This window comes from Cellulosimicrobium sp. So1_17 (assembly GCF_055181235.1).
The window spans coordinates 317,544-339,581 of the sequence record NZ_CM143702.1 but is presented as its reverse complement, the minus strand read 5'-3'; the positions used below and the strand labels follow the sequence as shown (position 1 = coordinate 339,581).

The window sequence follows — 22,038 nt, the reverse complement described above, 5'->3', positions numbered from 1 at the left end:
CGGGGACGGCACGAGTGCGAGGGTGCGACGTCGACGGACGTCGTGGTGGGCCCGGAGGGACTCGAACCCCCGACATCCACGGTGTAAGCGTGGCGCTCTGACCAGCTGAGCTACAGGCCCCGGAACGAGCGGTGCACAGCCTACCGGTTCGCCTGCGCCGTCCGGTCCCGGGTGGTCCGTCCCCGTGTCAGAGCTGCTCGAGCGCGCGCCGGTAGCCGTCGAGGTCGCGGCGCTGCCCGCGCGGGTTCACGACGGACCAGCGGACGATCCCGTCGGCGTCGACGAGGAACGACCCGCGCAGCGCGAGCCCGTTCTCCTCGTCGAGCACGCCGTAGGCCCGGGCGACCTCTCCGTGGGGCCAGAAGTCCGCGAGGAGGTCGAACTCGAACCCCTCCTGCTCCGCCCACGCCTTCTGCGCGAAGACCGAGTCGCACGAGATCCCGAGCAGCGTCACGCCGGACGTCTCGAACTCGTCGAGGTGGTCCCGCAGCTCGCACAGCTCGCCCGTGCAGATCCCGGAGAACGCGAACGGGTAGAACACCAGCAGCACCGGACCGCCGCGCAGGTCGGCGAGGTGGACCGGCGTGCCGTGCGTGTCGGGCAGCGTGAAGTCCGGTGCCGGGTCGCCCGGCCCGGGCGGCGCGACGCTCAGGACGCTGGCGATGCCCGACGGCGTCGTCGGCTCAGCGACCACGACCCCGCGTCCCGAGGCGCGTCGCGGACCAGTCCTGGGCGATCGAGAACGTGCTCGTCGCGTGCAGGCCCGCGGTGGTGGCGGCCTCCTGGATGTCGTTGTGGCCCACGTGGCCGGGCCGGCCCGGCTTGAGCGTGAGGATCCAGATGAGGCCCCCGTCGTCGAGGACGGTCTGGACGTCCACGAGCATGTCCGTGAGGTCCCCGTCGCCCTCGCGCCACCACACGATCACACCGTCGGTGACGTCGTCGTAGTCCTCGTCGACCAGCTCTCCACCGACGAGCTCCTCGAGGTCGGCGCGCAGGTCGTCGTCGACGTCCTCCGACCACCCGAACTCCTGGACCACGTTCCCGGGCGCGAACCCCAGGCGGTCGATACCGCCGGATCCTGCGGTGTCCGTCACAGTCGTGCCGTTCCTTTCCTCGTCCGTCTCTGTCCTCACCGGCCTGCGCCGACCCGCACCCGCGGGTCCGGACGGCCGGTGGCGGACCACCGTGTGCCGTGTCTGGCAAAGGTAGCCCACCGTACGGTGCCCTGCTTGGCAAGGCGTACCCCGTGGACACGGCCCCTCGGCGCATCGTCCGCGAGCATCCCGCCTCGCGCGCGTGTCACGGAAATCACTGCTCCTTGACCACCCGTTGGTGTGACTTCGGGCCCGGATGAGAACACAATGGGAAGACCACCCTGGTCTCGTGAAGAGGCGCGGTCGCCACCAGCGGCCGCGGCCGCACGCCCGGTGTGGCTCCGAGACGGACGACCGGGCGTGTACCGCGCGACCGGCGTCCGGCATCCGACGAGATATGAGGTTGCTGGTGGCTTCGTACGACGAGACCGGACCGCTGATCAATGGTCTGCTCAGCCAGGTACCGGACATCGACCCCGCCGAGACCGGCGAGTGGGTCGAGTCCCTCGACGGCCTGATCGACGACCGCGGGGGCCCGCGCGCCCGCTACGTCCTGCTGAACCTGCTCAAGAGGGCACGGGAGCGCAACGTCGCCATCCCGTCCTCCTTCGCCACGCCCTACGTGAACACGATCGGCGTGCACGAGGAGCCCTACTTCCCCGGCGACGAGGCGCTCGAGCGCCGCTACCGGTCCTGGATCCGCTGGAACGCCGCCGTCATGGTGACGCGCGCGCAGCGCCCGGGCATCGGTGTCGGCGGGCACATCTCCTCCTACGCGTCCGTCGCGACGCTGTACGAGGTGGGCCTGAACCACTTCTTCCGCGGCAAGGACCACCCGGGCGGTGGCGACCAGGTCTACTTCCAGGGCCACGCCTCCCCCGGCGTGTACGCGCGGGCGTTCCTCGAGGGCCGCCTGTCCGCGGACCAGCTCGACGGGTTCCGCCAGGAGAAGTCGCACGCGGGCGGCGGTCTGCCGTCGTACCCGCACCCGCGGCTCATGCCGGACTTCTGGGAGTACCCGACGGTCTCCATGGGCCTCGGCCCGGCGAGCGCCATCTACCAGGCGTGGACCGACCGCTACCTGCACAACCGCGGGATCAAGGACACGAGCCAGCAGGACGTCTGGGCGTTCCTCGGCGACGGCGAGATGGACGAGCCCGAGTCGCGCGGCATGCTCCAGCTCGCGGCGCAGCAGCAGCTCGACAACCTGACGTTCGTCGTGAACTGCAACCTGCAGCGTCTCGACGGCCCGGTGCGCGGCAACGGCAAGATCATCCAGGAGCTCGAGGCGCAGTTCCGCGGCGCGGGCTGGAACGTCATCAAGGTGATCTGGGGCCGCGAGTGGGACGTCCTGCTCAACGCGGACAAGGACCGCGCGCTGGTCAACCTCATGAACGCCACGCCCGACGGCGACTACCAGACGTACCGGGCGGAGAACGGCGCGTTCATCCGCGAGCACTTCTTCGGGCGCGACCCGCGCACCAAGCAGCTCGTCGAGAACATGACCGACGACGACATCTGGAACCTCAAGCGCGGCGGGCACGACTACCGCAAGCTCTACGCGGCGTACGCGGCGGCCCGCGCCCACACGGGCCAGCCGACCGTGATCCTCGCGCACACCGTCAAGGGCTACGGCCTCGGGTCGACCTTCGCCGGCCGCAACTCGACGCACCAGATGAAGAAGGTCAACCTCGCCGACCTCAAGACCCTGCGCGACTCGCTGCGGATCCCGATCACCGACGAGGAGCTCGACGCCAACCCGTACGAGCCGCCCTACTACCACCCGGGTGGCGACGCGCCGGAGATCCAGTACCTGCTGGACCGCCGCCGCCAGCTCGGCGGGTTCGTGCCGGAGCGCCGCTCGAAGCCGACGCCGGTCACGCTCCCGGGCGAGAAGACGTACGAGATCCTCAAGAAGGGCTCGGGCCAGCAGGAGATCGCCTCCACCATGGCCTTCGTGCGCCTGCTCAAGGACCTCATCAAGGACAAGGAGATCGGCAAGCGCATCGTGCCGATCATCCCGGACGAGGCACGCACGTTCGGCCTGGACTCGATCTTCCCGTCGGCGAAGATCTTCAACACCCAGGGCCAGCACTACCTCGCCGTGGACCGCGAGCTCATGCTGAGCTACAAGGAGTCCGAGGCCGGGCAGATCATGCACACCGGCATCAACGAGGCCGGCTCCGCCGCCGCGTTCCAGGCCGTCGGCACGTCCTACGCCACGCAGGGCGAGATCATGGTGCCGGTCTACATCTTCTACTCGATGTTCGGCTTCCAGCGCACCGGCGACCAGTTCTGGGCGGCGGGCGACCAGCTCACGCGCGGCTTCATCGTCGGCGCCACCGCGGGCCGCACGACGCTCACGGGCGAGGGCCTCCAGCACGCCGACGGGCACTCCCCGCTCCTCGCGGGCACGAACACCGCGATGGTCCAGTACGACCCGGTGTACGGCTACGAGATCCGGCACATCGTGCGCGACGGCATCGAGCGCATGTTCGGGGACGGCTCCGACGGCCGCGACCAGAACGTCATGTACTACCTCACGGTGTACAACGAGCCGATGGTCCAGCCGGCAGAGCCGGAGGACGTCGACGTCGAGGGCATCCTGCGCGGCATCCACCGCGTCTCGGTCTCCGAGTCCGAGGGTCCGAAGGCCCAGCTCCTCGCCTCCGGAGTCGGCGTGCCGTGGGCGCTCGAGGCGCAGCAGCTCCTCAAGGAGGACTGGGGCGTGTCGGCCGACGTGTGGAGCGTGACGAGCTGGAACGAGCTGCGCCGCGACGGCCTCGCCGCGGACCAGGCCGCGTTCCTCGACCCTGCCGCCGAGGTCCGCACGCCGTACGTCACCGCGAAGCTCGCGGGTGCCGAGGGTCCGTTCGTCGCGACGAGCGACTACGACCACCTGGTCCCCGACCAGATCCGCAAGTGGGTCCCCGGCGACTACGAGGTGCTCGGGGCGGACGGCTTCGGCTTCTCCGACACGCGCGCCGCGGCCCGCCGCCACTTCAAGATCGACGGTCCGTCCGTCGTGGTGCGAACCCTGCAGGCGCTCGCCAAGCAGGGCAAGGTGCCCGCCGACGCGTCGGCGAAGGCGATCGAGAAGTACCGCCTCATGGACGTCACCGCCGGGACGTCCGGCAACGCGGGCGGCGACTCCTGACGGTCCGCACGCTCTGACCGCTGCACGACGACGGCCGGTCACCTCCCAGCGGGAGGTGACCGGCCGTCGTCGTGCAGCCGCTCGTGCAGCGCTCGTCGTGCGGCGCGGCCGTGGTCGCCTACGTGCCCGCGCGGTGCTGCTCGGCCTGCGCGACGGCGCGCTCGAGCTCGGTGCGCACGCGGGCGACCGCCTCCGGGTCGCCGTAGGACGTGAGCGACTCGAGGTGGTGCCGCGCCTCGACCGCTCGGTCCGCCTCGATCGCGGCGAGGACGAGCTGTCGCCCGACCTCGGGGTCGTGCTCGCGAGCGCGCCAGTGGCCCACACCGAGCCCGAGCGCCTCGCCGGGGAGACCGGCGTCGCGGAGCACCTCCATCGACTGGGCGAGGGCGCGCCCGGTGTGGTCGCGCTCGGCCGCGGTGGCGAAGCGGCGCAGCGCGGACTCCTGGTCGTCGTCGAGCGAGAGGCGGCCGAGCTCGATGAGGGGGAACCATCCCTTGGGGTGGCCCGCGAGCTCCTCGGCGAGCGCCCACACCGCCAGGTCGGCGGCGCGCTGCTTCTCGGACTCGTCGGCCGGCGCGGCCAGCGGGTCGTCCAAGTGGGTCCCCTCGGCAGCACGCCGTCGCACGAGCTCGGCGAGGGCACGGAACGCGCGCTCGTCGTTCGGGTCGTCGCCCAGCATCGCGCGCAGGGCGTCCTCGTGGACGGTGTCGCCGCGCTTCTCGCCCGACCGGGGTCGGCGCGCGCCGACCGTCGACGCGGACGTCGGGCGTCGCATGAGCTGGCGCAGGCGGGGCATCAGGGCCATGCCCCCGACCCTAGCGGCTCCCCCGGACGCTCACCCGACCGCCCCGGCACCAGACCTCCCGCGGGTCCTCGCGACCGACGGTTTGTGGACTGTCCACAACACCGGCCCGTATGCTCGGCGCGTGACGGCCACCTCCCCGACAGCCTCCGGCCGTTCCCGCGCCACCGGAGCCGCCGGCAACGCGGACAACCTCCAGGGGCTGCGCGACGGGAGCGGGCTGCTCATGGCGGCCGCGCTGCGGCGCCTCGACGAGGAGGTGCCCTGGTACCGCGAGCTGCCCGCCGAGGACCGGTCGTACGTCGGGCTCGTCGCCCAGTCGGGCATCACCGCCTTCGTCACCTGGTACGCCGACCCCCTGGCCCCGCCGCACGGCGTGAGCGAGATCTTCGCCGCGGCGCCGCCCGAGCTCACGCGCTCGATCTCGCTGCAGAACACGCTCCAGCTCGTGCGGATCGTCGTCGAGGTGGTCGAGGCGCACTCGGACCAGCTCGCGGCCCCCGGCGGCGAGCGCGACCTGCGCGAGGCGGTGCTGCGCTACTCGCGCGAGGTCGCCTTCTCGGCCGCCGAGGTCTACGCCCGCGCGGCCGAGGTGCGCGGCGCCTGGGACGCGCGCCTCGAGGCGCTCGTCGTCGACGCGCTCGTGCGCGGCGACGGCGACGACTCGCTGCGCTCGCGCGTGTCCGCGCTGGGCTGGGGCGGGCGCGGCTCGACCCTGGTCATCGCGGGCACGACGACCGCGTCGCTCGACGAGGTGCGCACGGCCGAGCTCCGCCGGGCCACGCGCCGCGCCGCGGGCGACGCGCTCGTCGGCATCCACGGCGACCGGCTGGTCCTCGTCCTCGGCGGCGAGGGCGACCTCCAGGCCGCCGCGGCCTCCCTGCTCCCACGCTTCGGCCCCGGTCCCGTCGTCATCGGACCCACCGTCGCCGGTCTCGAGGAGGCCGGCCGCTCCGCGCAGGCCGCCCTCGCAGGCCTGCGCGCCGCGCCCGCATGGCCCCAGGCACCGCGACCGGTCCTCGCCGACGACCTGCTGCCCGAGCGCGTCCTGACGGGAGACACGACCGCCCGGCGGACGCTCGTGACGCAGGCGTACCGCCCGCTCGCCGAGGCGACGGGCTCCGTGCTCGAGACGCTCTCGGCGTACCTCGGGACGGGTCGCTCGCTCGAGGCCGCCGCGCGCACGCTGTACGTGCACCCCAACACCGTGCGGTACCGCCTGCGCAAGGTCTCGGAGATCACCGGGTGGGACCCGCTCGACGCCCGCGAGTCGTTCGTGCTCCAGGTCGCGCTCGCGCTCGGCCAGCTCGCGGCGGTCCCGCGCTGAGGCCCTCGCGCCGTCCTTGGAGGTTCCGCACAAACGCCTCCCCCAAGGTTGGTGCGGGTCGTGACGTGGTCCGTCGACACCGCGTTGGCACAGTTGACAGGTGCTCGCCGTCTTGTGCCCTGGACAGGGCTCCCAGTCCCCCGGAATGCTCGCGCCCTGGCTCGAGCTGCCCGGCGTCGCCGACCGCCTCTCCGCGTTCGGCGAGGCCGCCGAGACCGACCTCGTCGCCCACGGCACGACGTCGGACGCGGAGACGATCCGGGACACCGCCGTCGCGCAGCCGCTGATCGTCGCGTCGTCGCTCGTCGCGCTGCGCGAGATCCTCGACGGCCGTGACGCCGCCGACGTCGTCGACGTCACGGCCGGCCACTCCGTCGGCGAGCTCGCCGCGGCGGCCGTCGCGGGCGTGCTCGACGACGCGGGTGCCGTCGGGCTCGTCTCGCACCGCGCGCGGTTCATGGCCGAGGCCGCGGCCGCGAACCCGAGCGGGATGAGCGCCGTCGTGGGCGGGGACCCGGAGGAGGTACTCACGGCGATCGAGGCGGCGGGGCTGTGGCCCGCCAACGTCAACGGGGGCGGCCAGGTCGTCGCCGCCGGCGCGCTCGAGCACCTGCTCACGCTCGCCGAGAAGCCGCCGGCCAAGGCGCGCGTCATCCCCCTCCAGGTCGCCGGGGCGTTCCACACGCCGTTCATGCAGTCGGCGCGGGAGGCCTTCGAGCCCGTTGCCGCGGCCTGGGACGTGAGCGACCCGCGCCTGCCGTTCCTGTCGAACGCGGACGGCGAGCCCTACGGCCGCATCGACCTCGAGGGCAGCAGCCACGGCAAGGCCCGCGACGTCGTCCGTCGCCTCACCGCGCAGATCGCCGCGCCCGTCCGGTGGGACCTGTGCCAGGAGACGCTCGCCGAGCTCGGCGTCACCGCGATCCTCGAGCTCGCCCCGGGCGGCGTGCTCACCGGGCTCGCCCGACGCACGCTGCGCGGCGTCGAGACCGTCGCGGTGAAGTCGCCCGCCGACGTCTCGGCGGCGCGCGACCTCGTCGCACGGCACTCCGTCGCCGCGGGGGCGGGGGCGTGACCATCCCGACGCTGCGGCAGGCCACCGGGCCCGCCCACTCGCGGATCCTCGCGATCGGTGCCGCGCGGGGTGAGGACGTCGTGACGAACGACGACCTCGCCGGCCCCATCGAGTCGTCCGACGAGTGGATCCGCCAGCGCACGGGCATCGCCACCCGGCGCCGCGCCGGGTCCGACGTCGACGTCGTCGACCTCGCGGAGGCCGCAGCACGACGCGCGCTCGACGCCGCGGGCCTGACCGGCACCGACGTCGACGCCGTGATCGTCGCGACCATCACCTGGTTCCGCCAGACGCCGTCCGCGGCCGCCGTGCTCGCCGACCGGCTGGGTGCGACCCCCGCCGCGGCCTTCGACGTGTCCGCGGCCTGCGCCGGGTACGCCTACGGCATCGCGCAGGCGGACGCCCTGGTCCGGTCCGGGACCGCGCGGCACGTCCTCGTCGTCGGGGCCGAGAAGCTCAGCGACTTCGTGGACCCGACGGACCGCACCATCTCGTTCCTGCTGGGCGACGGTGCGGGCGCCGCGCTCGTCGGTCCGTCCGACGTGCCCGGCATCGGTCCCACCGTCTGGGGCTCGGACGGGAGCCGGGCGAGCGCGATCCGGCAGACGCACGCCTGGACCGACCTGCGCTCGGAGCCCGAGGCCGGCTTCGCGACGATGCGCCAGGACGGGCAGACCGTCTTCAAGTGGGCGAGCTTCCAGATGGCCCCCGTCGCCGCGAAGGCGATGGCCGAGGCCGGCGTCGGCCCCCACGACATCCGGGCCTTCATCCCGCACCAGGCCAACCTGCGGATCACGGACCAGCTCGTCAAGCAGCTCGGCCTGCCCGACACCGTGGCGGTCGCGCGGGACATCGTGGAGACCGGCAACACGTCGGCCGCGTCGATCCCGCTCGCGACCGAGCGGCTCCTCGCCGAGGGGCAGGTCCGCTCCGGCGATCTCGCCCTCCAGATCGGCTTCGGGGCCGGGCTCGTCTACGCAGCGCAGGTCGTCGTCCTCCCGTAGGGAAGAATCACCCTGGGCGGTTCGTCGTCGACCGACGGACCACGCCGCAACCAAGTACCGCACCACCGTTCGGGCCCGCCCGAGCACCGCCACCGGGACCGGTCCACCGGTCCCACGACAAGGAGAAACCATGGCTTACACCGAGCAGGAAGTCCTCGCCGGCCTCGCGGAGATCGTCGCCGAGGAGACGGGTCTGCCGACGGACGCCGTCGCGCTCGAGAAGTCCTTCACCGACGACCTCGACATCGACTCCCTCTCGATGATGACGATCGTCACGCACGCCGAGGACAAGTTCGGGGTCCGCATCCCCGACGAGGAGGTCAAGAACCTCACCACGGTCGGCGACGCCGTCTCGTACATCACGGGCGCCCAGGCCGCCTGAGCACCCGGCCTGCCCGGCAGGCCGTGCGGACGGGCCGGCACCACCCCGCCGGCCCGTCCGCCCACCCGTCGACCGAACACCCTCGAGGAGCTCCCATGTCTGCCGTCCGTGAAGTCGTCGTCACCGGCCTCGGCGCCACCACGCCGCTCGGCGGGGACGTGCCCACGACCTGGGCGGCCGCGCTCGCCGGCGAGTCCGGGGCGCGAACGCTCGACAACGACTGGTCCGAGCGCTACGAGATCCCCGTCACGTTCGCAGCGACGATCAAGGTCAAGCCCGAGGAGGTCCTCGCGCGCCCCGAGATGAAGCGCATGGACCCCTCCACCCAGTACGCGATCGTCGCGGCGCGCGAGGCCTGGGCCGACGCGGGCAGCCCCGACGTCGACGGAGACCGGCTCGGCACCGTCGTGTCGTCCGGCATCGGCGGCATCTGGACCACGCTCGACGGCTGGGACACGCTGCGCGAGCGCGGCACCCGCCGCATGCTGCCCATGACCGTCCCGATGCTCATGCCGAACTCCCCCACCGCGTACGTCTCGCTCGAGCTCGGCGCCCGCGCCGGCGCCCACGCGCTCGTCTCCGCGTGCGCGTCCGGCGCCGAGGCCATCGGCTACGGCGTCGACATGATCCGCGCAGGCCGCGCGGACGTCGTCGTCGCGGGCGGGACCGAGGCCACCATCCACCCCATGCCGATCGCCGCCTTCGCGGCGTCGCGCACGCTCTCGCTGCGCAACGACGACCCGCAGGGCGCCTCCCGCCCCTACGACGTCGACCGCGACGGGTTCGTCATCGGCGAGGGCGCGGGCGTCGTCGTGCTGGAGAGCGCCGAGCACGCCGCAGCGCGCGGTGCGCGCGTGTACGCCCGGCTCGCGGGCGTCGGCCTGTCGTCCGACGCCTACCACATCACGTCCCCCGACCCCGAGGGCCGCGGTCAGGTCGCCGCGATGCGCCGGGCGCTCGAGGAGGCCGGGGTCACCGGCCGCGACGTCGTGCACGTCAACGCGCACGCGACCTCGACCAAGGTCGGCGACCTCACCGAGACGCGCTCGATCCGCACGCTGCTCGGCGGGGACGCGGACCACGTCCAGCTCTCCGCGACCAAGTCGATGACGGGGCACCTCCTCGGGGGTGCCGGCGCGCTCGAGTCGATCTTCACGATCAAGGCCGTCGCGGAGCGCCTCGCGCCTCCGACGATCAACGTCGCGAACCCCGACCCGGAGCTCCAGGTGCCGCTCGTCCGCGACACGCCGTCGGCGCTGCCCGCGGGCGACGTCGTGGCGCTCAACAACTCGTTCGGCTTCGGCGGCCACAACGTCGCGCTCGCGGTGACGAGCGCCTGACGGACCGCCACGCACGCGAGGCCGCCTCCCAGCCGGGAGGCGGCCTCGCGTCGTCGTGAGGGTGTCCCGCCGTGCAGGCGTCCCGTCAGCCCACGGTCAGCCCACGCGGTGCAGCCAGCGGACGGGAGCGCCCGCCCCGGCGTAGCGGAACGGCTCGAGCTCGTCGTCCCAGGCCTTGCCGAGCGCGAGGTGCAGCGCCTCGCGCATGGCCCAGGGATCGTTGGCCTGCTCGAGCGCGGCGCGCACGCGGTCCTCGGGCACCACGATGTTGCCGTGCACGTCGGTCGCGGCGTAGAAGATCCCCAGGTCGGGCGTGTGGGACCAGCGCCCACCGTCGACGCCGTGGCTGGGCTCCTCGGTCACCTCGTACCGCAGGTGGGACCAGCCGCGCAGCGCGGACGCGAGCTTCGCCCCCGTGCCCTGCGCGCCCTGCCAGGAGTACTCGCCGCGATACAGCCCGCGCGCCGCGGGCTGCTCGGTCCAGTCCAGGGAGACGCGCACGCCGAGGACGTTCCCGGCGGCCCACTCCATGTGCGGGCACAGAGCACGGGGTGCTGAGTGCACGTAAAGAACACCGCGGGTGATGGCACCGGCCATGTCTGCCTCCCTAGGTCGAGGTTTCGTCTTCCCCAACGTCCTCACCAGGGTGGATCCACGGCACGTCGCACAACCGTCACGGCGTGTCTCGTGCCTATCTTGCACGACGGCGCACGGATGCGCGAGAGATTCGCGGGGCGCGCCCTGACTGCGCCCCCGACACCGCGAGCGCCGCGCTGCCCTCAGAGCTGGGCGCGCAGCTCCCGCATCGCCTTCTTGCGGACCGAGCGGTCGAGCCGGTCGAGGTAGAGCATGCCGTCGAGGTGGTCGCACTCGTGCTGCAGGCAGCGGGCCATGAGCTCCGTGCCCTCCACGACGACCTCGTTGCCGTCGAGGTCCGTGCCGACGACGCGCGCGTACCAGGCGCGCCGGGTGGGGAACCAGAGCTCCGGGACGGAGAGGCACCCCTCGTCGCCGTCCTGGAAGTCGTCGGAGAGCTCGACGATCCGGGGGTTGAGGACGTAGCCGATCTCGTCGTCGATGTTCCAGGAGAACGCGCGGAGGTTGACGCCGATCTGGTTCGCGGCGAGACCCGCCCGGCCGTCGTGGTCCACGGTCTCGACGAGGTCGGCGACCAGGGACCGCACGCGGTCGTCGATCGTGGTGATCTCGTCGCACGGGGTGCGGAGCACGGGGTCGGGGATGGTGCGGATCTCTCTCATCGCCATGCCCGCATTCTTCCACGAGGACGTCGCGCAACGGCCTCCCGGGCGGGCGGTCTCCCCGTGTGACGCCCGCCCGGGACGCAGGTCACATCCGGGCGTAGCGCGCCCGGGCGAACGAGTACAGGCCGTACGCGGCGAACCCGAGACCGATGGCCACCAGGAGCACCGCGCCGAACGGCTGCGCCACGATCGTCGCGAACGCGGCGTCGAGACCGCCGGCCTGCTCCGGGTCGTTCTGCACCGCGGCCACGACGAAGAGCCCGCCGAGGACGCCGAGGGCGATGCCCTTCGCGATGTAGCCCACCTGCCCGAGCCGGACGACCGCGCGGCCGACGTGGCCGCTCGTGCCGCCCCGCAGGTCCTCGAGGAACTTCTTCTTCCAGCCCTTGACCACGTGGTAGACGCCGACCACGACGATCCCGAACCCGACGGCACCGACCAGCAGCGCGCCGCCCGGGCTCTGCATGAGTCGCGCCGTGAAGCTCTCCTCCTGCCCCGAGCCGCTCGACGCCCCCGACACGACCTGCACGGCCAGCACGCCGAGCGCGACGTAGACGACCGCCTTGCCGGCGGCCTTGAGCCGGTCGGACGTCTCGAGCGCCCCGCTCAGGGCGACCGTCACCTGCCACAGGCCGAGGGCGGCGAACGCCACCACCGCGAACCAGAGGAGCGCCGTGCCGCCCGGTGTCTCGGCGACCGCGGCGAGCGCGCCGGTCTGGCTCGCCTCCTCGCTCGACGCCCCGCCCGTCGCGACCTGGACGGCCAGCACCCCGATGACGAGGTGGAGCACCCCGCTCATCGCGTACCCCGCGCGGGCCAGCAGCTCCAGCGTCTTGCTCCCCTGAGCGCTGCGAGCGGCCGACTTCCCTCCTGAGCTCATGCTCGGTGCCACGGATTCTCCTTCACGTCAGGACGCCGCCCCTCGCGCCGCCGGGATCTCCGGCCCCGACACTCTGGCAGCCCGAGCCCTTCCACGCATTTCGGACGTCGGAGCCCGGCAGCCACACATCACGGTTTGGTAACGTGCCTCGGATGTCCACGACGCCCCCTCGTCTCGTCGCGCTCGACGGGCTCCGATTCGCCGCCGCAGCGGCCGTCCTGGCGTACCACTTCGTCGCCGTCAACCACCACGCCTGGGGCGACCGCACGAGCGAGGTGATGCCCGGCGTCCAGCAGGTCGCGGCGTTCGGCTCGTTCGGGGTGCAGCTCTTCTTCGTCATCAGCGGTTTCGTCATCCTCATGACCGCCTGGGGGCGCGACGTCCGCGGCTTCGTCGCGTCACGCGCGGGGCGCCTGTTCCCCGCATACTGGGCATCGGTCCTCGTGACGCTCGTGCTGCTCGTGCTCGTGGCCCCGGGACGGCGAGACGTGGACCTGCCGCAGGCCGTGGTGAACCTCACGATGGTGCAGCGGGCGTTCGGCATCGAGGACGTCGAGGCCGTCTACTGGACGCTCTGGTCCGAGCTGCGGTTCTACGTGCTCGTCGGGGTCCTCCTGGCGCTCGGCCTGACGCGCGGTCGGCTGATCGCGTTCGTCACGCTCTGGCCGGTCGCCGGGGCGATCGCGACGCAGACCGGTTCCGACCTCCTGGCGACCGTCCTGGTCGCGGCCGACGCCCCGCTGTTCGCCGGCGGCATGGTGCTGTTCCTGCTCACGCGCGAGCCTCGCTCACCGGTCCTGTGGCTCGCGCTGGGGCTCGACGTCGCGCTCGCGGCCGCGCACTCGGGGCGCATCCAGGCGGTACGGATCGAGAACAGCACCGACCTCGTCCTCGGCCCGGCGACGTACTGGACCGCGATCGTCCTGTGCTTCGTGGTCGTCGCCGCCGCGACCATGACGCCGCTCACGCGGCTCTCCTGGAGGTGGCCGACGACGCTCGGTGCCCTGACGTACCCGCTCTACCTCGTCCACTCCTCGTGGGGCCGGTGGGTCATCGAGACGGCGCACCCGGCCCTGCCCGGCTGGGCCACCCTCGCGCTCGCCACCGCGACGTGCCTTCTCCTCGCGCTGGCCATCCACCGGCTCGTCGAACGACCGTTCGGGCCGCGACTGAGGAGGGCGCTCGACCGGGACCTGCGGCGCGAGAGCGGGCCGCAGGAGGCGCGCCCGGAGACTCGCTCACCGGCCGCTCAGGTCGAGGCGGCGGGCGTCCCGGCCTCCAGGTAGTCGCGCAGGACCACCGCCTGGTTGTGCTCCCTGTCCTTCGCGCCGTACAGGAGCGTGACGACCGGACGGGACGCGATCACGTCCCGGAGGTCGGCGACCGCGGCGTTGGCGTCGAGCTCGGAGCGGTAGCGCCGCGCGAACTCCTCGAAGCGAGGCTCCTCGTGGTGGAACCAGCGGCGCAACGCGTCCGACGGCGCGACGTCCTTGAGCCACAGATCGGCCCGTGCGTTCTCCTTGCTGACCCCACGGGGCCACAGCCGGTCGACGAGGACGCGGAACCCGTCGTCGTCGGACGGCTCGTCGTGGACGCGCCGCACCCGGATGGTCATGACTCCATGAGAGCGTCGCAGCGACCGGGGCGCACCCGGTGAGCGCTAAGATCGCCGCGCGCCCCGTTAGCTCAGCTGGTCAGAGCAGGAGACTCATAATCTCTCGGTCGCGGGTTCAAGTCCTGCACGGGGCACTTCTGACCTGCACGAACACCTTCCCGGATCCCCGGTAGGGGTACCCGACCCAGCGGTAACCCAGCGCTATCGGCCGAACGCCTCGAGCACGCTGCTTCGGTCCGTCGCCGCCTCCGGCCGCTGCACGTAGTGCTTCGCCGTGATCGTCACGCTGCTATGCGCGAGCTGCTCCGCGGCCGCCGCGAGGCCGGCCGTCTGCTGTACCACCGTCGCGACCGTCTTGCGGAACGTCCGCGGCGTGATCCACGACCACTCATCCGCAGCGCGCGACGGAAGCCGGCGCGGTGTGGCACGGTCCGCCCCGACTCCGAGAGCCGGAGCCTCACACCGAACGGAGACCGTCATGACCGCGAACCCGCTTCACTGCATCCGCTGCCAGTCCGCCGACGTCGAGCTCGTCCACCACATCGAACCCGCCCGCAGCATCCACGAGCTGCGCAGCGGCGCCAGCGACCACCCGGTGCAGTCCCCGCACGTCGGGGAGCCCGCCGGCCGCTTCCGCTGCCGCGACTGCGACAAGGAGTTCCTCCGCGAGCTGCCGAGCTGACCGGCGCGGCCCGCGACCCGGGGGGTGGGGTTCCGCACGGGCGGACCCCACCCTTCCTCACCCTTCGACCACCAAGGTCTTCACACACAGAGCGCGCTGATTTTCGACCCCCCGACCGATTTCGGCCGCTCCTGCCCGGCTCAGAACGCCTCCGGGCGGTCCTCACACCTCGCCGCGCAGAGGCCTCACACTGCGACCGCCCGACGGCGCTGGCGGGACGCCGCGCGCAGCTCGCGCCGGCTGACCTTTCGCGTCCTACCGCGCACGACGTCGACCGCGATGGACAACGCGCTTCCCCCGGGCCGGGCGCGGTACATCACTTGCACCTCAGCCCGGCCCGCACTGTCGGGGAACAGCGTGAGCGACACCTCGCCGACTCCCTCCGCGAGACGCCCGTCCTCGAGCTTGCGAGGGCCCTGGGCGATCCCGTGGCGTGGGACGATCAGGACGTCCCATGCCTCGCCCGCTCCTGTCCATACCGCGCGTACCAGCGCCCCTCCATGTGGCAGCGGCGTGCGACGGACCTCGAAACGCCCCCGTGGCCGCCGAGACCACCCCGCAACAGCCTGCACGCCAGCGACTACGAGCGGGCCGACGATGCCGCCCATGACGAACGAGAGCCAATCCATGCCCGGACGGTAGCGCCTCCACGACCAGCGCGATGGTCGTCACCAGCGCCAAGGACGGAACTCCGGCAAGAGCCCTTGCTCCGGCTCTCCGAGCCAGCAGAAGAACCGCAACGAGCGGATCAGGGGCGTCGTCGTTCGCGTTCCGGAAGCAGCACGGTCGAACGCCTCATCGGACCCATGGACCCTTGTCCAGCCTCCGAACCGCGAGAGCTCCTCGCGCGACTTCCAAACGAGCCCAGCACTCAGCCACGGCTCTCCCAAGGCCATGGGCCACACGGGGGCTCGCGGATCGTCTTCCACCGAATAGGGCAGCTGGTGATAGTGGCGGTCCCGGGCCCACAGCATCGCGAGCACCGCATCGCCGTCGTCGTGCTGCGCCCTGAGCGCTTTGTAGCTGCCCTTCCCCTCGTCGGTCAGGTGCTCGTCGAGCGAGGCGACCCACCAGGTCGCTTCGACGAGCGACCCGAACGCCTCCGTCTCGCGAGACGACGAGCCACGCGCCTTGTCGTGGCGCAAGATCGCCGCCTTCAGCGCCTCGAGCGCGCCGAGCAGGGCCTGGGCGCTCTCCGGGTCCTCGCTGCGTGGTGCCATGCCGGGACAGTAGCGCTGCGAGTCCACCGTTTCCGTCAGCTCCGCCGCCGGAACGGGACGACCTTCCTCGCGTCGAGCTCATGCGGGCACGGCGCCCCGCTCATCCATGCCTCGAGGCAGCCCTCACGCACGAGCCACCGGCCACGCTTTATCCTCTGCACGCCGTGCAGCTCGCCCGCCTCTCGCGCGGACCGCACGGTGACCGCATGCCGTCGCGCCGCCGCGGCCGCCTCCGACGTCGTCAGCCACGCCCCGAATTCGTCATCTCTCACGCTGCGACCGTAGCGCCCACCGGGCATCCCACAGGGGCTTCGTCCAGCGCTTACCCAACGGAATGGACGGCACGCAGGGGTGGTTGGCGGCATCGAACGGTTGCCGGGAAAGACCCTCTGGCCTGCACACGAGCACCGATCACGACCCACCGGGAACGTGACCGAACACGTGGCCCCGGAATCTCTCGGTCGCGGGTTCAAGTCCTGCACGGGGCACCAGTCATCACCGCGACGCCCGGCCGTCGGCCGGAGCCTCCCTGCCGTTCGCGACGTCGCCCTCCCCCATCGCTCAGCGGCTACCGTAGGTCCGTGTCCTGGTTCCGCCGCCACTCGCTCCCCGACCCGGTCCGCCGCGCCCTCGACATCCCCGCCGGGGACCGCGTGCTCGCGTCGGCGGAGCTCGTGGACGGCGCGTGGGCCGTCGCGACGCGCAGCACGCTCGTGACGAGCGACGCGTCCGGCGCGGTGGCGTCGAGGCGCCCTTGGTCCGACGTCGACCGCGCGTCGTACTCGCCCGAGTCGTCGACCATCTCCGTCTCCTGGGTCGACGGGAGCCCCCCGGCGGACCTCCGCCTCGCCGACCCGCGACGCACCGCCCTCGTCCAGACGCTGCGCGAACGGGTCCAGTCGTCCGTCGTCCTGTCCGAGACCGTGACGTTCGCCGCAGGACGCACCGCGCGGGTCGCGGTGCGGCGTCATCCCGACGGCGGCCTGTTCTCCCAGGTCGTCACGGAACCGGGGGTCGATCTCGACGACCCGGAGGTCGCCGCACGGGTCGACGCCGCCGAGTCCCGCGTCCGGTCGGCGTCCGGACTACCCCTCTGAGCCTGCTAGAGTTTTCCCCGGTCACCACGGTGAAGCCGTGGCCGATCCCGCGTAGCTCAGCTGGCAGAGCATCCGACTGTTAATCGGACGGTCGTAGGTTCAAGTCCTACCGCGGGAGCCTTCGGAAGGGGCGTCGACACAGGTCGGCGCCCCTTTCTCGTCCCGACGCACGTCTCTCGGGCAGCGGCCGCGGCTCGCTCGCACTCGTCGTGCCTCCGGCGCGATGCGCCGCGCAGACCGTCAGGCGATCTCGCCCTCGCGCAGCGTGCGCCGCTCGGCCTCGACCGCGAGGAGCCGGGCGAAGGCCTCCTGGTACGCGGCGACGTCGGCCGACGGGTCGAGGCGCTGGAGCCTGCTCTTCGCGTCGGCGATCCGGCGGGTCAGCCCGAGGTCCACGAGCCCGCGCACGACGCCTGCGACATACCCCCCGACGACGCTCTCGCGGTCCTCCGGGAGCGGGGCGACGGCGAGCTCGGTGACGAGGCCTCGGACCGGCTCCGCGGCCTGCTCGACGACGGCCTCCACCCAGCGGCCCGCGCCGAGCACCGCGCCCTCGCGGGCACCGCCGGCCGCACGGACCGCGGCGTGCACGGCACGCCAGGCCGGGACCGAGAAGGCGTCCTCGTCGAGGGTGTCGAACACGGGCGGCACGTGCTGCGGGTACTGCAGCACCGCGACGAGGGCGAGCCGCTCGCGACGCGCGACGGGGTCGCGTGGGTCCGGTGCGGGCATCGCGGGCTCGACCGGGGCGTCGTCGGCCGCGCCCTGGCGGGCGTCGTCGGGACGCGACGTGCGCACGGGGCCGGGCGTGGTCCGACGGCTCGCCGACGCGACCTCGCGCCGCACGCGGTCCGCGTCCATGCCGATCCACCCCGCGAGCAGGCGCGCGTACTCGGGACGCAGCGCGGCGTCGCGGATGCCCGCGACGATCGGTGCCGCGGCGCGCAGCGCGCCGACGCGTCCCTCGGCGGTGTCGAGGTCGAACCCGGCGAGCGTCGTGCGGATGACGAACTCGAACAGCGGCTGACGCCCGTCGACGAGCGCACGCACCGCGTCCGGTCCGCGCGCCATCCGGAGCTCGCACGGGTCCATGCCGCTGCGCTCGACGGAGACGAACGTCTGCGCGTAGAACCGCTGGTCCTCGCCGAACGCTCTGACGGCGGCCTTCTGCCCGGCGGCGTCGCCGTCGAACGTGAAGATCACCTCGCCGCCGACGGACGTCCCGGACGCGAGCTGCATGCCGCCGCCCGCCGTCGTGTCGCCCAGGAGGCGGCGCACGATGCGCGCGTGCTCGGTGCCGAACGCGGTGCCGCACGTCGCGACGGCGGTGGTCACGCCGGACAGGTGCGCGGCCATGACGTCGGTGTAGCCCTCGACGACGACGACGCGCTTCTGCTTCGCGATCTCGCGCTTCGCCAGGTCGATGCCGTACAGCACGTTCGACTTCTTGTAGAGCGACGTCTCGGGGGTGTTGAGGTACTTGGGGCCCTGGTCCTCGTCGTACAGGCGGCGCGCGCCGAACCCGACGATCTCCCCCGTGACGTCGCGGATCGGCCACACGAGCCGGCCGCGGAAGCGGTCGTAGATCCCGCGCTGACCCTGGCTCATGAGACCCGACGCGACCAGCTCGGCCTGGGTGAACCCACGACCCTGGAGATGCCGCTGCAGGCTGTCCCAGCCGGTCGGTGCGTAGCCGACCCCGAAGTGCTCGGCGTCGGACCGGTCGAAGCTGCGCTCGGCGAGGAACGCGCGCGCGGCGCCCGCCCCCGGGCCGACGAGCTGCTCCGTGAAGTACTGCGCCGCGACGCGGTGGGCCTCGAGCAGGCGCTGGCGCCTGCCGGGCTCCTCGCGCGGGCGGGGTGCTCCCCCGCCGTGCCCGCTCTCCTCGTACCGGAGCTGGATCCCGACGCGGTCGGCGAGGTACTCCACCGCCTCGGTGAACGTCAGCCCGTCGATCTTCTGCACGAACGAGATGACGTCGCCGCCCTCGCCGCAGCCGAAGCAGTGCCAGCGCCCGACCCCGGGCCGCACGTGGAACGACGGCGAGCGCTCGTCGTGGAACGGGCACAGTCCCTTGAGCGAGCCGACGCCGGCGGACTTGAGCGTGACGTGCGCGGAGACGATCTCGTCGATCCGTGCGCGGTCGCGGACGGCGTCCACGTCCTCGCGTCGGATCAGGCCTGCCACGACCCGAGTCTATGCGTCCGGGGCGGCCGTGGAGGCCGCTCCGGCGCCGGTGCCGGCTCCCGCGCCGACGGCCTCGGCGAGCGCCGCCCGCGACGCGGCGCACCGGCGCGCGTACGCCGCCGGGGTGGTCCCGGTCACGCGGGCGAAGTCGGTCCCGAGGTGCGCCTGGTCGTAGTAGCCGACGGCGGTCGCAAGGGTCGCGAGGTCCTGCCCGGGGTCGGCGGCGAGCAGGTCGGCGGCGACGTGGACGCGGTGCCGCTGCAGCACCCACTTGGGGCTCACACCGACATACCGGGCGAACAGGCGCTGCAGCGTGCGCGGCGTGGTCCCGACGACGTCCGCGAGGTCGTGCACGCCGGCTCCCGGCCCGAGGCCGCCGGCCACGAGCGTGGCCATCACGGTCCGGACCCGCTCGAGGTCCCTCACGGTCCGGGCGGAGCGGACGGCGCGCGCGCGAGCGCGCACGAGCGGCTCGACCTCGGCCACCGCGTCCTCGGGACGTCCACGGACGGCCAGGGTGACGGCCGAGCGGGAGGCCGCGTCCGCCGTCGGGCCCAGGAACGACGCGGCGGGGACGAGCGCGCCGGGTCGCACGGCGTCGGCGGACCCGAGCAGGACGCGGAAGGCGCCCGGTCGCAGCTTCGTCCCCACGACCGCACCGCTCCCCATGAGAGTGCGCTCGAACAGGCCGGGCGGGATCCCGTGCGCGGCGTAGCCGGACTCCTCCGCGACGACGTTGGCGACGGGATGCGGCACGACGACCTGCGTGAACGACTCCCCCGGTGGCAGGTCCCAGCGCACGACCCAGTGCCGCTCGACGAGGTCGGCGACGTCGGGCGCCGGGTCGATCCGCACGAGCTCGAAGCCGCGACGTGCGGCGGCGGGGTCGACGAGCCCGCGCAGGGACGTCGTCGGAGGACGTGCCCCGACGGGAGGCTCGCGTTCGAACACCTGTCGCATTCCTCCAAGACTGGCACGACGGACCGACACGAGCATGGTGGTCCCGGGACGAGCTCGGGACAAGCACGGGACGAGCACGGGACGAGCACGCGACGGGCACGGACGCGCTCCGCACGGGGGCGCCTGTCGAAGGAGGACACCATGGAGATGTCGGCACTGCACCCGAACGTGACGGTGAGCGGCGCGCGGGAGGCCATCGCGTTCTACGAGGCGGCGCTCGGCGCCGAGGTGGTCGACGTGGTCACGGCCGGCGACGCGGTGATCCACTCGGACCTGCGGCTCCGGTCGGCGGCGGGCGTCTCGACCTTTACGGTCGCGGAGGCGTTCCCGCCCGACTCGGCCGCGCCGGAGCCCGGCGCACCGACGCACGCGTCCTTCACCGTGCCGGTCGAGGACACCGACGCGGCGCACGCCCGCGCCGTCGCGGCGGGGGCGTCGAGCCTCGCCGAGCCGGCGGACTGGTTCGAGGGGTTCCGGCAGGCCGCGGTGCGCGACCCGTTCGGCCACCGCTGGTACTTCGTCACCGTCGCGGAGTCGGTGACCGCGGAGGACGTGCAGCGTGCGAGCGACGCGTGGATCACCCAGCGCGGCGACGACTGAGGCGGTGCGTCGGGCGCGTCAGCCGTGCGGACGCACGAGCCGCGCGTGCAGCTGCATCGCCGACACGTCGGTGAGCGACGCGACCTGGTCGACGACGACGCGCAGGCGCGCGGCGTCGTCGGCCGCCTCCGCCCAGTCGGCGGCGAACGACGGCTCGAGCGCTACCGGCGCCCGGTCGGCGAGCACCTCGACGAGGTCCGCGATCACCTCGCGCTGCCGCTGGTAGAGCGGCTCCTGCTCGCGGGGCGCCATGACGTAGGCGACGGCGATCCCCTTGAGCACGAGGATCTCGGCGACGGTCTCGTCGGGCACGACCAGTCGCGCCGCGTAGCGCGTCAGGGGCCCGTCGCCGAAGACGGCGCGCGTGGCCTCCTGGGCGGCGCCCGTGAACCGGCCGATGAGCTGGCTCGTCGCGTCCTTGAGCGCGGCGAGGGCACGCCGCGAGCCGTCGAACCCGGTGACGAGGTGCCCCGTCTTCTGCAGGCGACCGATCGCGGCCTCGAGCTCGGCCGCGTCCTGCGCGGTGCCGTACCAGGCGTGCACCGCGCGCACGACACGGTCGCGCTCCTCGGCGTCCTCGAGCACCGCGAGCTCGATGCGGCCCCCGACGACGGCGTCCTCGACGTCGTGCACGGAGTAGGAGACGTCGTCGGCGAGGTCCATGACCTGCGCCTCGAGGCACTTCACCTGGCTCGGCGCACCGGCGCGCAGCCAGTCGAACACGGGGCGGTCGTCCTCGTACACGCCGAACTTGTGGGTCGCGCGCCCGTCGGCCCGGGGTGGCCCCTCGCCGGCTCCCCACGGGTACTTGACGCTCGCGTCGAGGCTCGCGCGCGTGAGGTTGAGGCCGACGGGCCGGCCGTCGTCGGTGACCGCCTTCGGCTCGAGGCGCGTGAGGAGGCGCAGCGTCTGGGCGTTGCCCTCGAACCCGCCGATGTCGACGGCGATGTCCGCGAGCGCCCGCTCACCGTTGTGCCCGAACGGCGGGTGCCCGAGGTCGTGCGCGAGGCACGCGGTGTCGACGATGTCGGGGTCGCAGCCGAGCGCCTTGCCGATCTCGCGGCCCACCTGCGCGACCTCGAGCGTGTGGGTGAGCCGGGTGCGGACGAAGTCGTCGCTGCCCGGGCCGAGCACCTGCGTCTTCGCGCCGAGACGCCGCAGGGCCGAGGAGTGGACGATGCGCGCGCGGTCCCGCTCGAACGGGGTGCGGGCCCGGGACTTCGGCGACTCGACGGACCAGCGCTCCGTGTCGGCGTCCGTGTACGACGCCGTCCCCTCCTCGCCGGAGGCCGGGCGGGGGAAGGACCCGACGACCGTGGGGTCGAACGCGCCCTGCTCGAAGGTCTGCACC

23 protein-coding genes and 3 tRNA genes are annotated in these 22,038 nt (G+C 73.1%); 12 read left to right on the top strand and 14 right to left on the bottom strand.

Going from position 1 to position 22,038, the window contains the following annotated elements:
• Positions 1 to 43 precede the first annotated feature (43 nt).
• The 3 genes from ACZCLJ_RS01495 to ACZCLJ_RS01485 all read right to left on the bottom strand — a co-directional run bounded on the left by ACZCLJ_RS01495 (position 44) and on the right by ACZCLJ_RS01485 (position 1,097).
• Positions 44 to 120: transfer RNA gene (locus tag ACZCLJ_RS01495), tRNA-Val, on the bottom strand.
• Between the two features lie 67 nt (positions 121 to 187).
• Positions 188 to 652, bottom strand: coding sequence for a peroxiredoxin (locus tag ACZCLJ_RS01490; protein ID WP_251151878.1), 465 nt, complete (start codon positions 650 to 652; stop codon positions 188 to 190).
• Between the two features lie 31 nt (positions 653 to 683).
• Positions 684 to 1,097: a DUF3052 domain-containing protein gene (locus tag ACZCLJ_RS01485; protein ID WP_251151542.1), complete on the bottom strand. Its 414-nt coding sequence runs from the start codon at positions 1,095 to 1,097 to the stop codon at positions 684 to 686.
• Between the two features lie 409 nt (positions 1,098 to 1,506).
• Between ACZCLJ_RS01485 and aceE the strand changes: the two genes are divergently transcribed.
• Positions 1,507 to 4,254, top strand: a complete 2,748-nt coding sequence (aceE, locus tag ACZCLJ_RS01480) for a pyruvate dehydrogenase (acetyl-transferring), homodimeric type (RefSeq protein ID WP_251151543.1) — start codon at positions 1,507 to 1,509, stop codon at positions 4,252 to 4,254.
• A 118-nt stretch (positions 4,255 to 4,372) separates the two neighbouring features.
• On the opposite strand, the gene ACZCLJ_RS01475 is transcribed toward aceE, so the two are convergent.
• Complete coding sequence (locus ACZCLJ_RS01475; RefSeq protein WP_463105228.1) at positions 4,373 to 5,059, bottom strand: hypothetical protein; 687 nt, start codon at positions 5,057 to 5,059, stop codon at positions 4,373 to 4,375.
• 121 nt (positions 5,060 to 5,180) lie between these two features.
• Between ACZCLJ_RS01475 and ACZCLJ_RS01470 the strand changes: the two genes are divergently transcribed.
• The 5 genes from ACZCLJ_RS01470 to ACZCLJ_RS01450 all read left to right on the top strand — a co-directional run bounded on the left by ACZCLJ_RS01470 (position 5,181) and on the right by ACZCLJ_RS01450 (position 10,184).
• Entirely contained in the window at positions 5,181 to 6,383 is a 1,203-nt protein-coding gene (locus ACZCLJ_RS01470) for a PucR family transcriptional regulator (RefSeq protein WP_463105227.1), read from the top strand.
• 100 nt (positions 6,384 to 6,483) lie between these two features.
• Positions 6,484 to 7,458 carry an ACP S-malonyltransferase gene (locus ACZCLJ_RS01465; RefSeq protein ID WP_251151545.1) on the top strand — a complete coding sequence of 325 codons (975 nt, stop codon included), beginning with the start codon at positions 6,484 to 6,486 and terminating at the stop codon, positions 7,456 to 7,458.
• Entirely contained in the window at positions 7,455 to 8,462 is a 1,008-nt protein-coding gene (locus tag ACZCLJ_RS01460) for a beta-ketoacyl-ACP synthase III (RefSeq protein ID WP_463105226.1), read from the top strand. Before ACZCLJ_RS01465 ends, ACZCLJ_RS01460 begins: the two co-directional genes overlap by 4 nt.
• Positions 8,463 to 8,592: 130 nt before the next feature.
• The gene (locus tag ACZCLJ_RS01455) at positions 8,593 to 8,844 is read left to right on the top strand and encodes an acyl carrier protein (RefSeq protein ID WP_251151547.1); all 252 of its coding nucleotides are present in this window, start codon (positions 8,593 to 8,595) and stop codon (positions 8,842 to 8,844) included.
• 95 nt (positions 8,845 to 8,939) lie between these two features.
• Positions 8,940 to 10,184: a beta-ketoacyl-[acyl-carrier-protein] synthase family protein gene (locus ACZCLJ_RS01450; RefSeq protein WP_251151548.1), complete on the top strand. Its 1,245-nt coding sequence runs from the start codon at positions 8,940 to 8,942 to the stop codon at positions 10,182 to 10,184.
• 96 nt (positions 10,185 to 10,280) lie between these two features.
• On the opposite strand, the gene ACZCLJ_RS01445 is transcribed toward ACZCLJ_RS01450, so the two are convergent.
• The 3 genes from ACZCLJ_RS01445 to ACZCLJ_RS01435 all read right to left on the bottom strand — a co-directional run bounded on the left by ACZCLJ_RS01445 (position 10,281) and on the right by ACZCLJ_RS01435 (position 12,338).
• On the bottom strand, positions 10,281 to 10,781 hold the full coding sequence (locus ACZCLJ_RS01445; protein ID WP_454043546.1) for a DUF3145 domain-containing protein: 501 nt from the start codon (positions 10,779 to 10,781) through the stop codon (positions 10,281 to 10,283).
• A 182-nt stretch (positions 10,782 to 10,963) separates the two neighbouring features.
• Positions 10,964 to 11,449: a peptide deformylase gene (gene def, locus ACZCLJ_RS01440; protein ID WP_251151550.1), complete on the bottom strand. Its 486-nt coding sequence runs from the start codon at positions 11,447 to 11,449 to the stop codon at positions 10,964 to 10,966.
• An 82-nt stretch (positions 11,450 to 11,531) separates the two neighbouring features.
• Positions 11,532 to 12,338 carry a DUF1206 domain-containing protein gene (locus ACZCLJ_RS01435; protein ID WP_463105225.1) on the bottom strand — a complete coding sequence of 269 codons (807 nt, stop codon included), beginning with the start codon at positions 12,336 to 12,338 and terminating at the stop codon, positions 11,532 to 11,534.
• 140 nt (positions 12,339 to 12,478) lie between these two features.
• On the opposite strand from ACZCLJ_RS01435, the gene ACZCLJ_RS01430 reads away from it, so the two are divergent.
• The gene (locus ACZCLJ_RS01430; RefSeq protein ID WP_251151552.1) at positions 12,479 to 13,612 is read left to right on the top strand and encodes an acyltransferase family protein; all 1,134 of its coding nucleotides are present in this window, start codon (positions 12,479 to 12,481) and stop codon (positions 13,610 to 13,612) included.
• On the opposite strand, the gene ACZCLJ_RS01425 is transcribed toward ACZCLJ_RS01430, so the two are convergent.
• Positions 13,576 to 13,941, bottom strand: a complete 366-nt coding sequence (locus ACZCLJ_RS01425) for a DUF488 domain-containing protein (protein WP_463105224.1) — start codon at positions 13,939 to 13,941, stop codon at positions 13,576 to 13,578. The two genes, ACZCLJ_RS01430 and ACZCLJ_RS01425, sit on opposite strands and share 37 nt — an antisense overlap.
• 60 nt (positions 13,942 to 14,001) lie before the next feature.
• Here ACZCLJ_RS01425 and ACZCLJ_RS01420 point away from each other — a divergent pair.
• Positions 14,002 to 14,075, top strand: a tRNA-Ile gene (locus tag ACZCLJ_RS01420).
• Between the two features lie 67 nt (positions 14,076 to 14,142).
• Here ACZCLJ_RS01420 and ACZCLJ_RS01415 read toward each other — a convergent pair.
• Positions 14,143 to 14,283, bottom strand: a complete 141-nt coding sequence (locus tag ACZCLJ_RS01415) for a hypothetical protein (RefSeq protein WP_463105223.1) — start codon at positions 14,281 to 14,283, stop codon at positions 14,143 to 14,145.
• 136 nt (positions 14,284 to 14,419) lie between these two features.
• On the opposite strand from ACZCLJ_RS01415, the gene ACZCLJ_RS01410 reads away from it, so the two are divergent.
• The gene (locus ACZCLJ_RS01410; protein WP_463105222.1) at positions 14,420 to 14,623 is read left to right on the top strand and encodes a hypothetical protein; all 204 of its coding nucleotides are present in this window, start codon (positions 14,420 to 14,422) and stop codon (positions 14,621 to 14,623) included.
• Positions 14,624 to 15,291: 668 nt separating this feature from the next.
• Here ACZCLJ_RS01410 and ACZCLJ_RS01405 read toward each other — a convergent pair.
• Together ACZCLJ_RS01405 and ACZCLJ_RS01400 are read right to left on the bottom strand one after the other, a co-directional pair.
• On the bottom strand, positions 15,292 to 15,843 hold the full coding sequence (locus ACZCLJ_RS01405; RefSeq protein WP_463105221.1) for a hypothetical protein: 552 nt from the start codon (positions 15,841 to 15,843) through the stop codon (positions 15,292 to 15,294).
• Between the two features lie 35 nt (positions 15,844 to 15,878).
• Positions 15,879 to 16,142 carry a helix-turn-helix domain-containing protein gene (locus ACZCLJ_RS01400; RefSeq protein ID WP_463105220.1) on the bottom strand — a complete coding sequence of 88 codons (264 nt, stop codon included), beginning with the start codon at positions 16,140 to 16,142 and terminating at the stop codon, positions 15,879 to 15,881.
• A gap of 282 nt (positions 16,143 to 16,424) precedes the next feature.
• On the opposite strand from ACZCLJ_RS01400, the gene ACZCLJ_RS01395 reads away from it, so the two are divergent.
• Positions 16,425 to 16,940 carry a hypothetical protein gene (locus tag ACZCLJ_RS01395; protein ID WP_251151553.1) on the top strand — a complete coding sequence of 172 codons (516 nt, stop codon included), beginning with the start codon at positions 16,425 to 16,427 and terminating at the stop codon, positions 16,938 to 16,940.
• A gap of 45 nt (positions 16,941 to 16,985) precedes the next feature.
• Positions 16,986 to 17,058, top strand: a tRNA-Asn gene (locus ACZCLJ_RS01390).
• 122 nt (positions 17,059 to 17,180) lie between these two features.
• Here the strand turns inward: ACZCLJ_RS01390 and dnaG are convergent.
• Both dnaG and ACZCLJ_RS01380 read right to left on the bottom strand, forming a co-directional pair.
• Positions 17,181 to 19,127: a DNA primase gene (dnaG, locus tag ACZCLJ_RS01385; RefSeq protein WP_463105219.1), complete on the bottom strand. Its 1,947-nt coding sequence runs from the start codon at positions 19,125 to 19,127 to the stop codon at positions 17,181 to 17,183.
• A gap of 9 nt (positions 19,128 to 19,136) precedes the next feature.
• Positions 19,137 to 20,087, bottom strand: a complete 951-nt coding sequence (locus ACZCLJ_RS01380; protein ID WP_463105218.1) for an AraC family transcriptional regulator — start codon at positions 20,085 to 20,087, stop codon at positions 19,137 to 19,139.
• A 141-nt stretch (positions 20,088 to 20,228) separates the two neighbouring features.
• Here ACZCLJ_RS01380 and ACZCLJ_RS01375 point away from each other — a divergent pair, with 141 nt between their 5' ends.
• Complete coding sequence (locus ACZCLJ_RS01375) at positions 20,229 to 20,687, top strand: VOC family protein (protein WP_463105217.1); 459 nt, start codon at positions 20,229 to 20,231, stop codon at positions 20,685 to 20,687.
• An 18-nt stretch (positions 20,688 to 20,705) separates the two neighbouring features.
• Here ACZCLJ_RS01375 and ACZCLJ_RS01370 read toward each other — a convergent pair whose 3' ends face one another.
• The gene (locus tag ACZCLJ_RS01370) at positions 20,706 to 22,037 is read right to left on the bottom strand and encodes a deoxyguanosinetriphosphate triphosphohydrolase (RefSeq protein WP_463105216.1); all 1,332 of its coding nucleotides are present in this window, start codon (positions 22,035 to 22,037) and stop codon (positions 20,706 to 20,708) included.
• Between the last annotated feature and the right edge of the window lies 1 nt (position 22,038).

Bases quoted from the DNA above. Each gene is read 5' to 3' on its own strand.
- ACZCLJ_RS01380 (WP_463105218.1), bottom strand. From the start codon at position 20,087: ATGCGACAGGTGTTCGAACGCGAGCCTCCCGTCGGGGCACGTCCTCCG.
- ACZCLJ_RS01410 (WP_463105222.1), top strand. From the start codon at position 14,420: ATGACCGCGAACCCGCTTCACTGCATCCGCTGCCAGTCCGCCGACGTC.
- ACZCLJ_RS01455 (WP_251151547.1), top strand. From the start codon at position 8,593: ATGGCTTACACCGAGCAGGAAGTCCTCGCCGGCCTCGCGGAGATCGTC.
- ACZCLJ_RS01375 (WP_463105217.1), top strand. From the start codon at position 20,229: ATGGAGATGTCGGCACTGCACCCGAACGTGACGGTGAGCGGCGCGCGG.
- ACZCLJ_RS01425 (WP_463105224.1), bottom strand. From the start codon at position 13,941: ATGACCATCCGGGTGCGGCGCGTCCACGACGAGCCGTCCGACGACGAC.
- ACZCLJ_RS01445 (WP_454043546.1), bottom strand. From the start codon at position 10,781: ATGGCCGGTGCCATCACCCGCGGTGTTCTTTACGTGCACTCAGCACCC.
- ACZCLJ_RS01475 (WP_463105228.1), bottom strand. From the start codon at position 5,059: ATGGCCCTGATGCCCCGCCTGCGCCAGCTCATGCGACGCCCGACGTCC.
- ACZCLJ_RS01400 (WP_463105220.1), bottom strand. From the start codon at position 16,142: ATGCCCGGTGGGCGCTACGGTCGCAGCGTGAGAGATGACGAATTCGGG.
- ACZCLJ_RS01450 (WP_251151548.1), top strand. From the start codon at position 8,940: ATGTCTGCCGTCCGTGAAGTCGTCGTCACCGGCCTCGGCGCCACCACG.
- ACZCLJ_RS01405 (WP_463105221.1), bottom strand. From the start codon at position 15,843: ATGGCACCACGCAGCGAGGACCCGGAGAGCGCCCAGGCCCTGCTCGGC.
- def (WP_251151550.1), bottom strand. From the start codon at position 11,449: ATGGCGATGAGAGAGATCCGCACCATCCCCGACCCCGTGCTCCGCACC.
- ACZCLJ_RS01430 (WP_251151552.1), top strand. From the start codon at position 12,479: ATGTCCACGACGCCCCCTCGTCTCGTCGCGCTCGACGGGCTCCGATTC.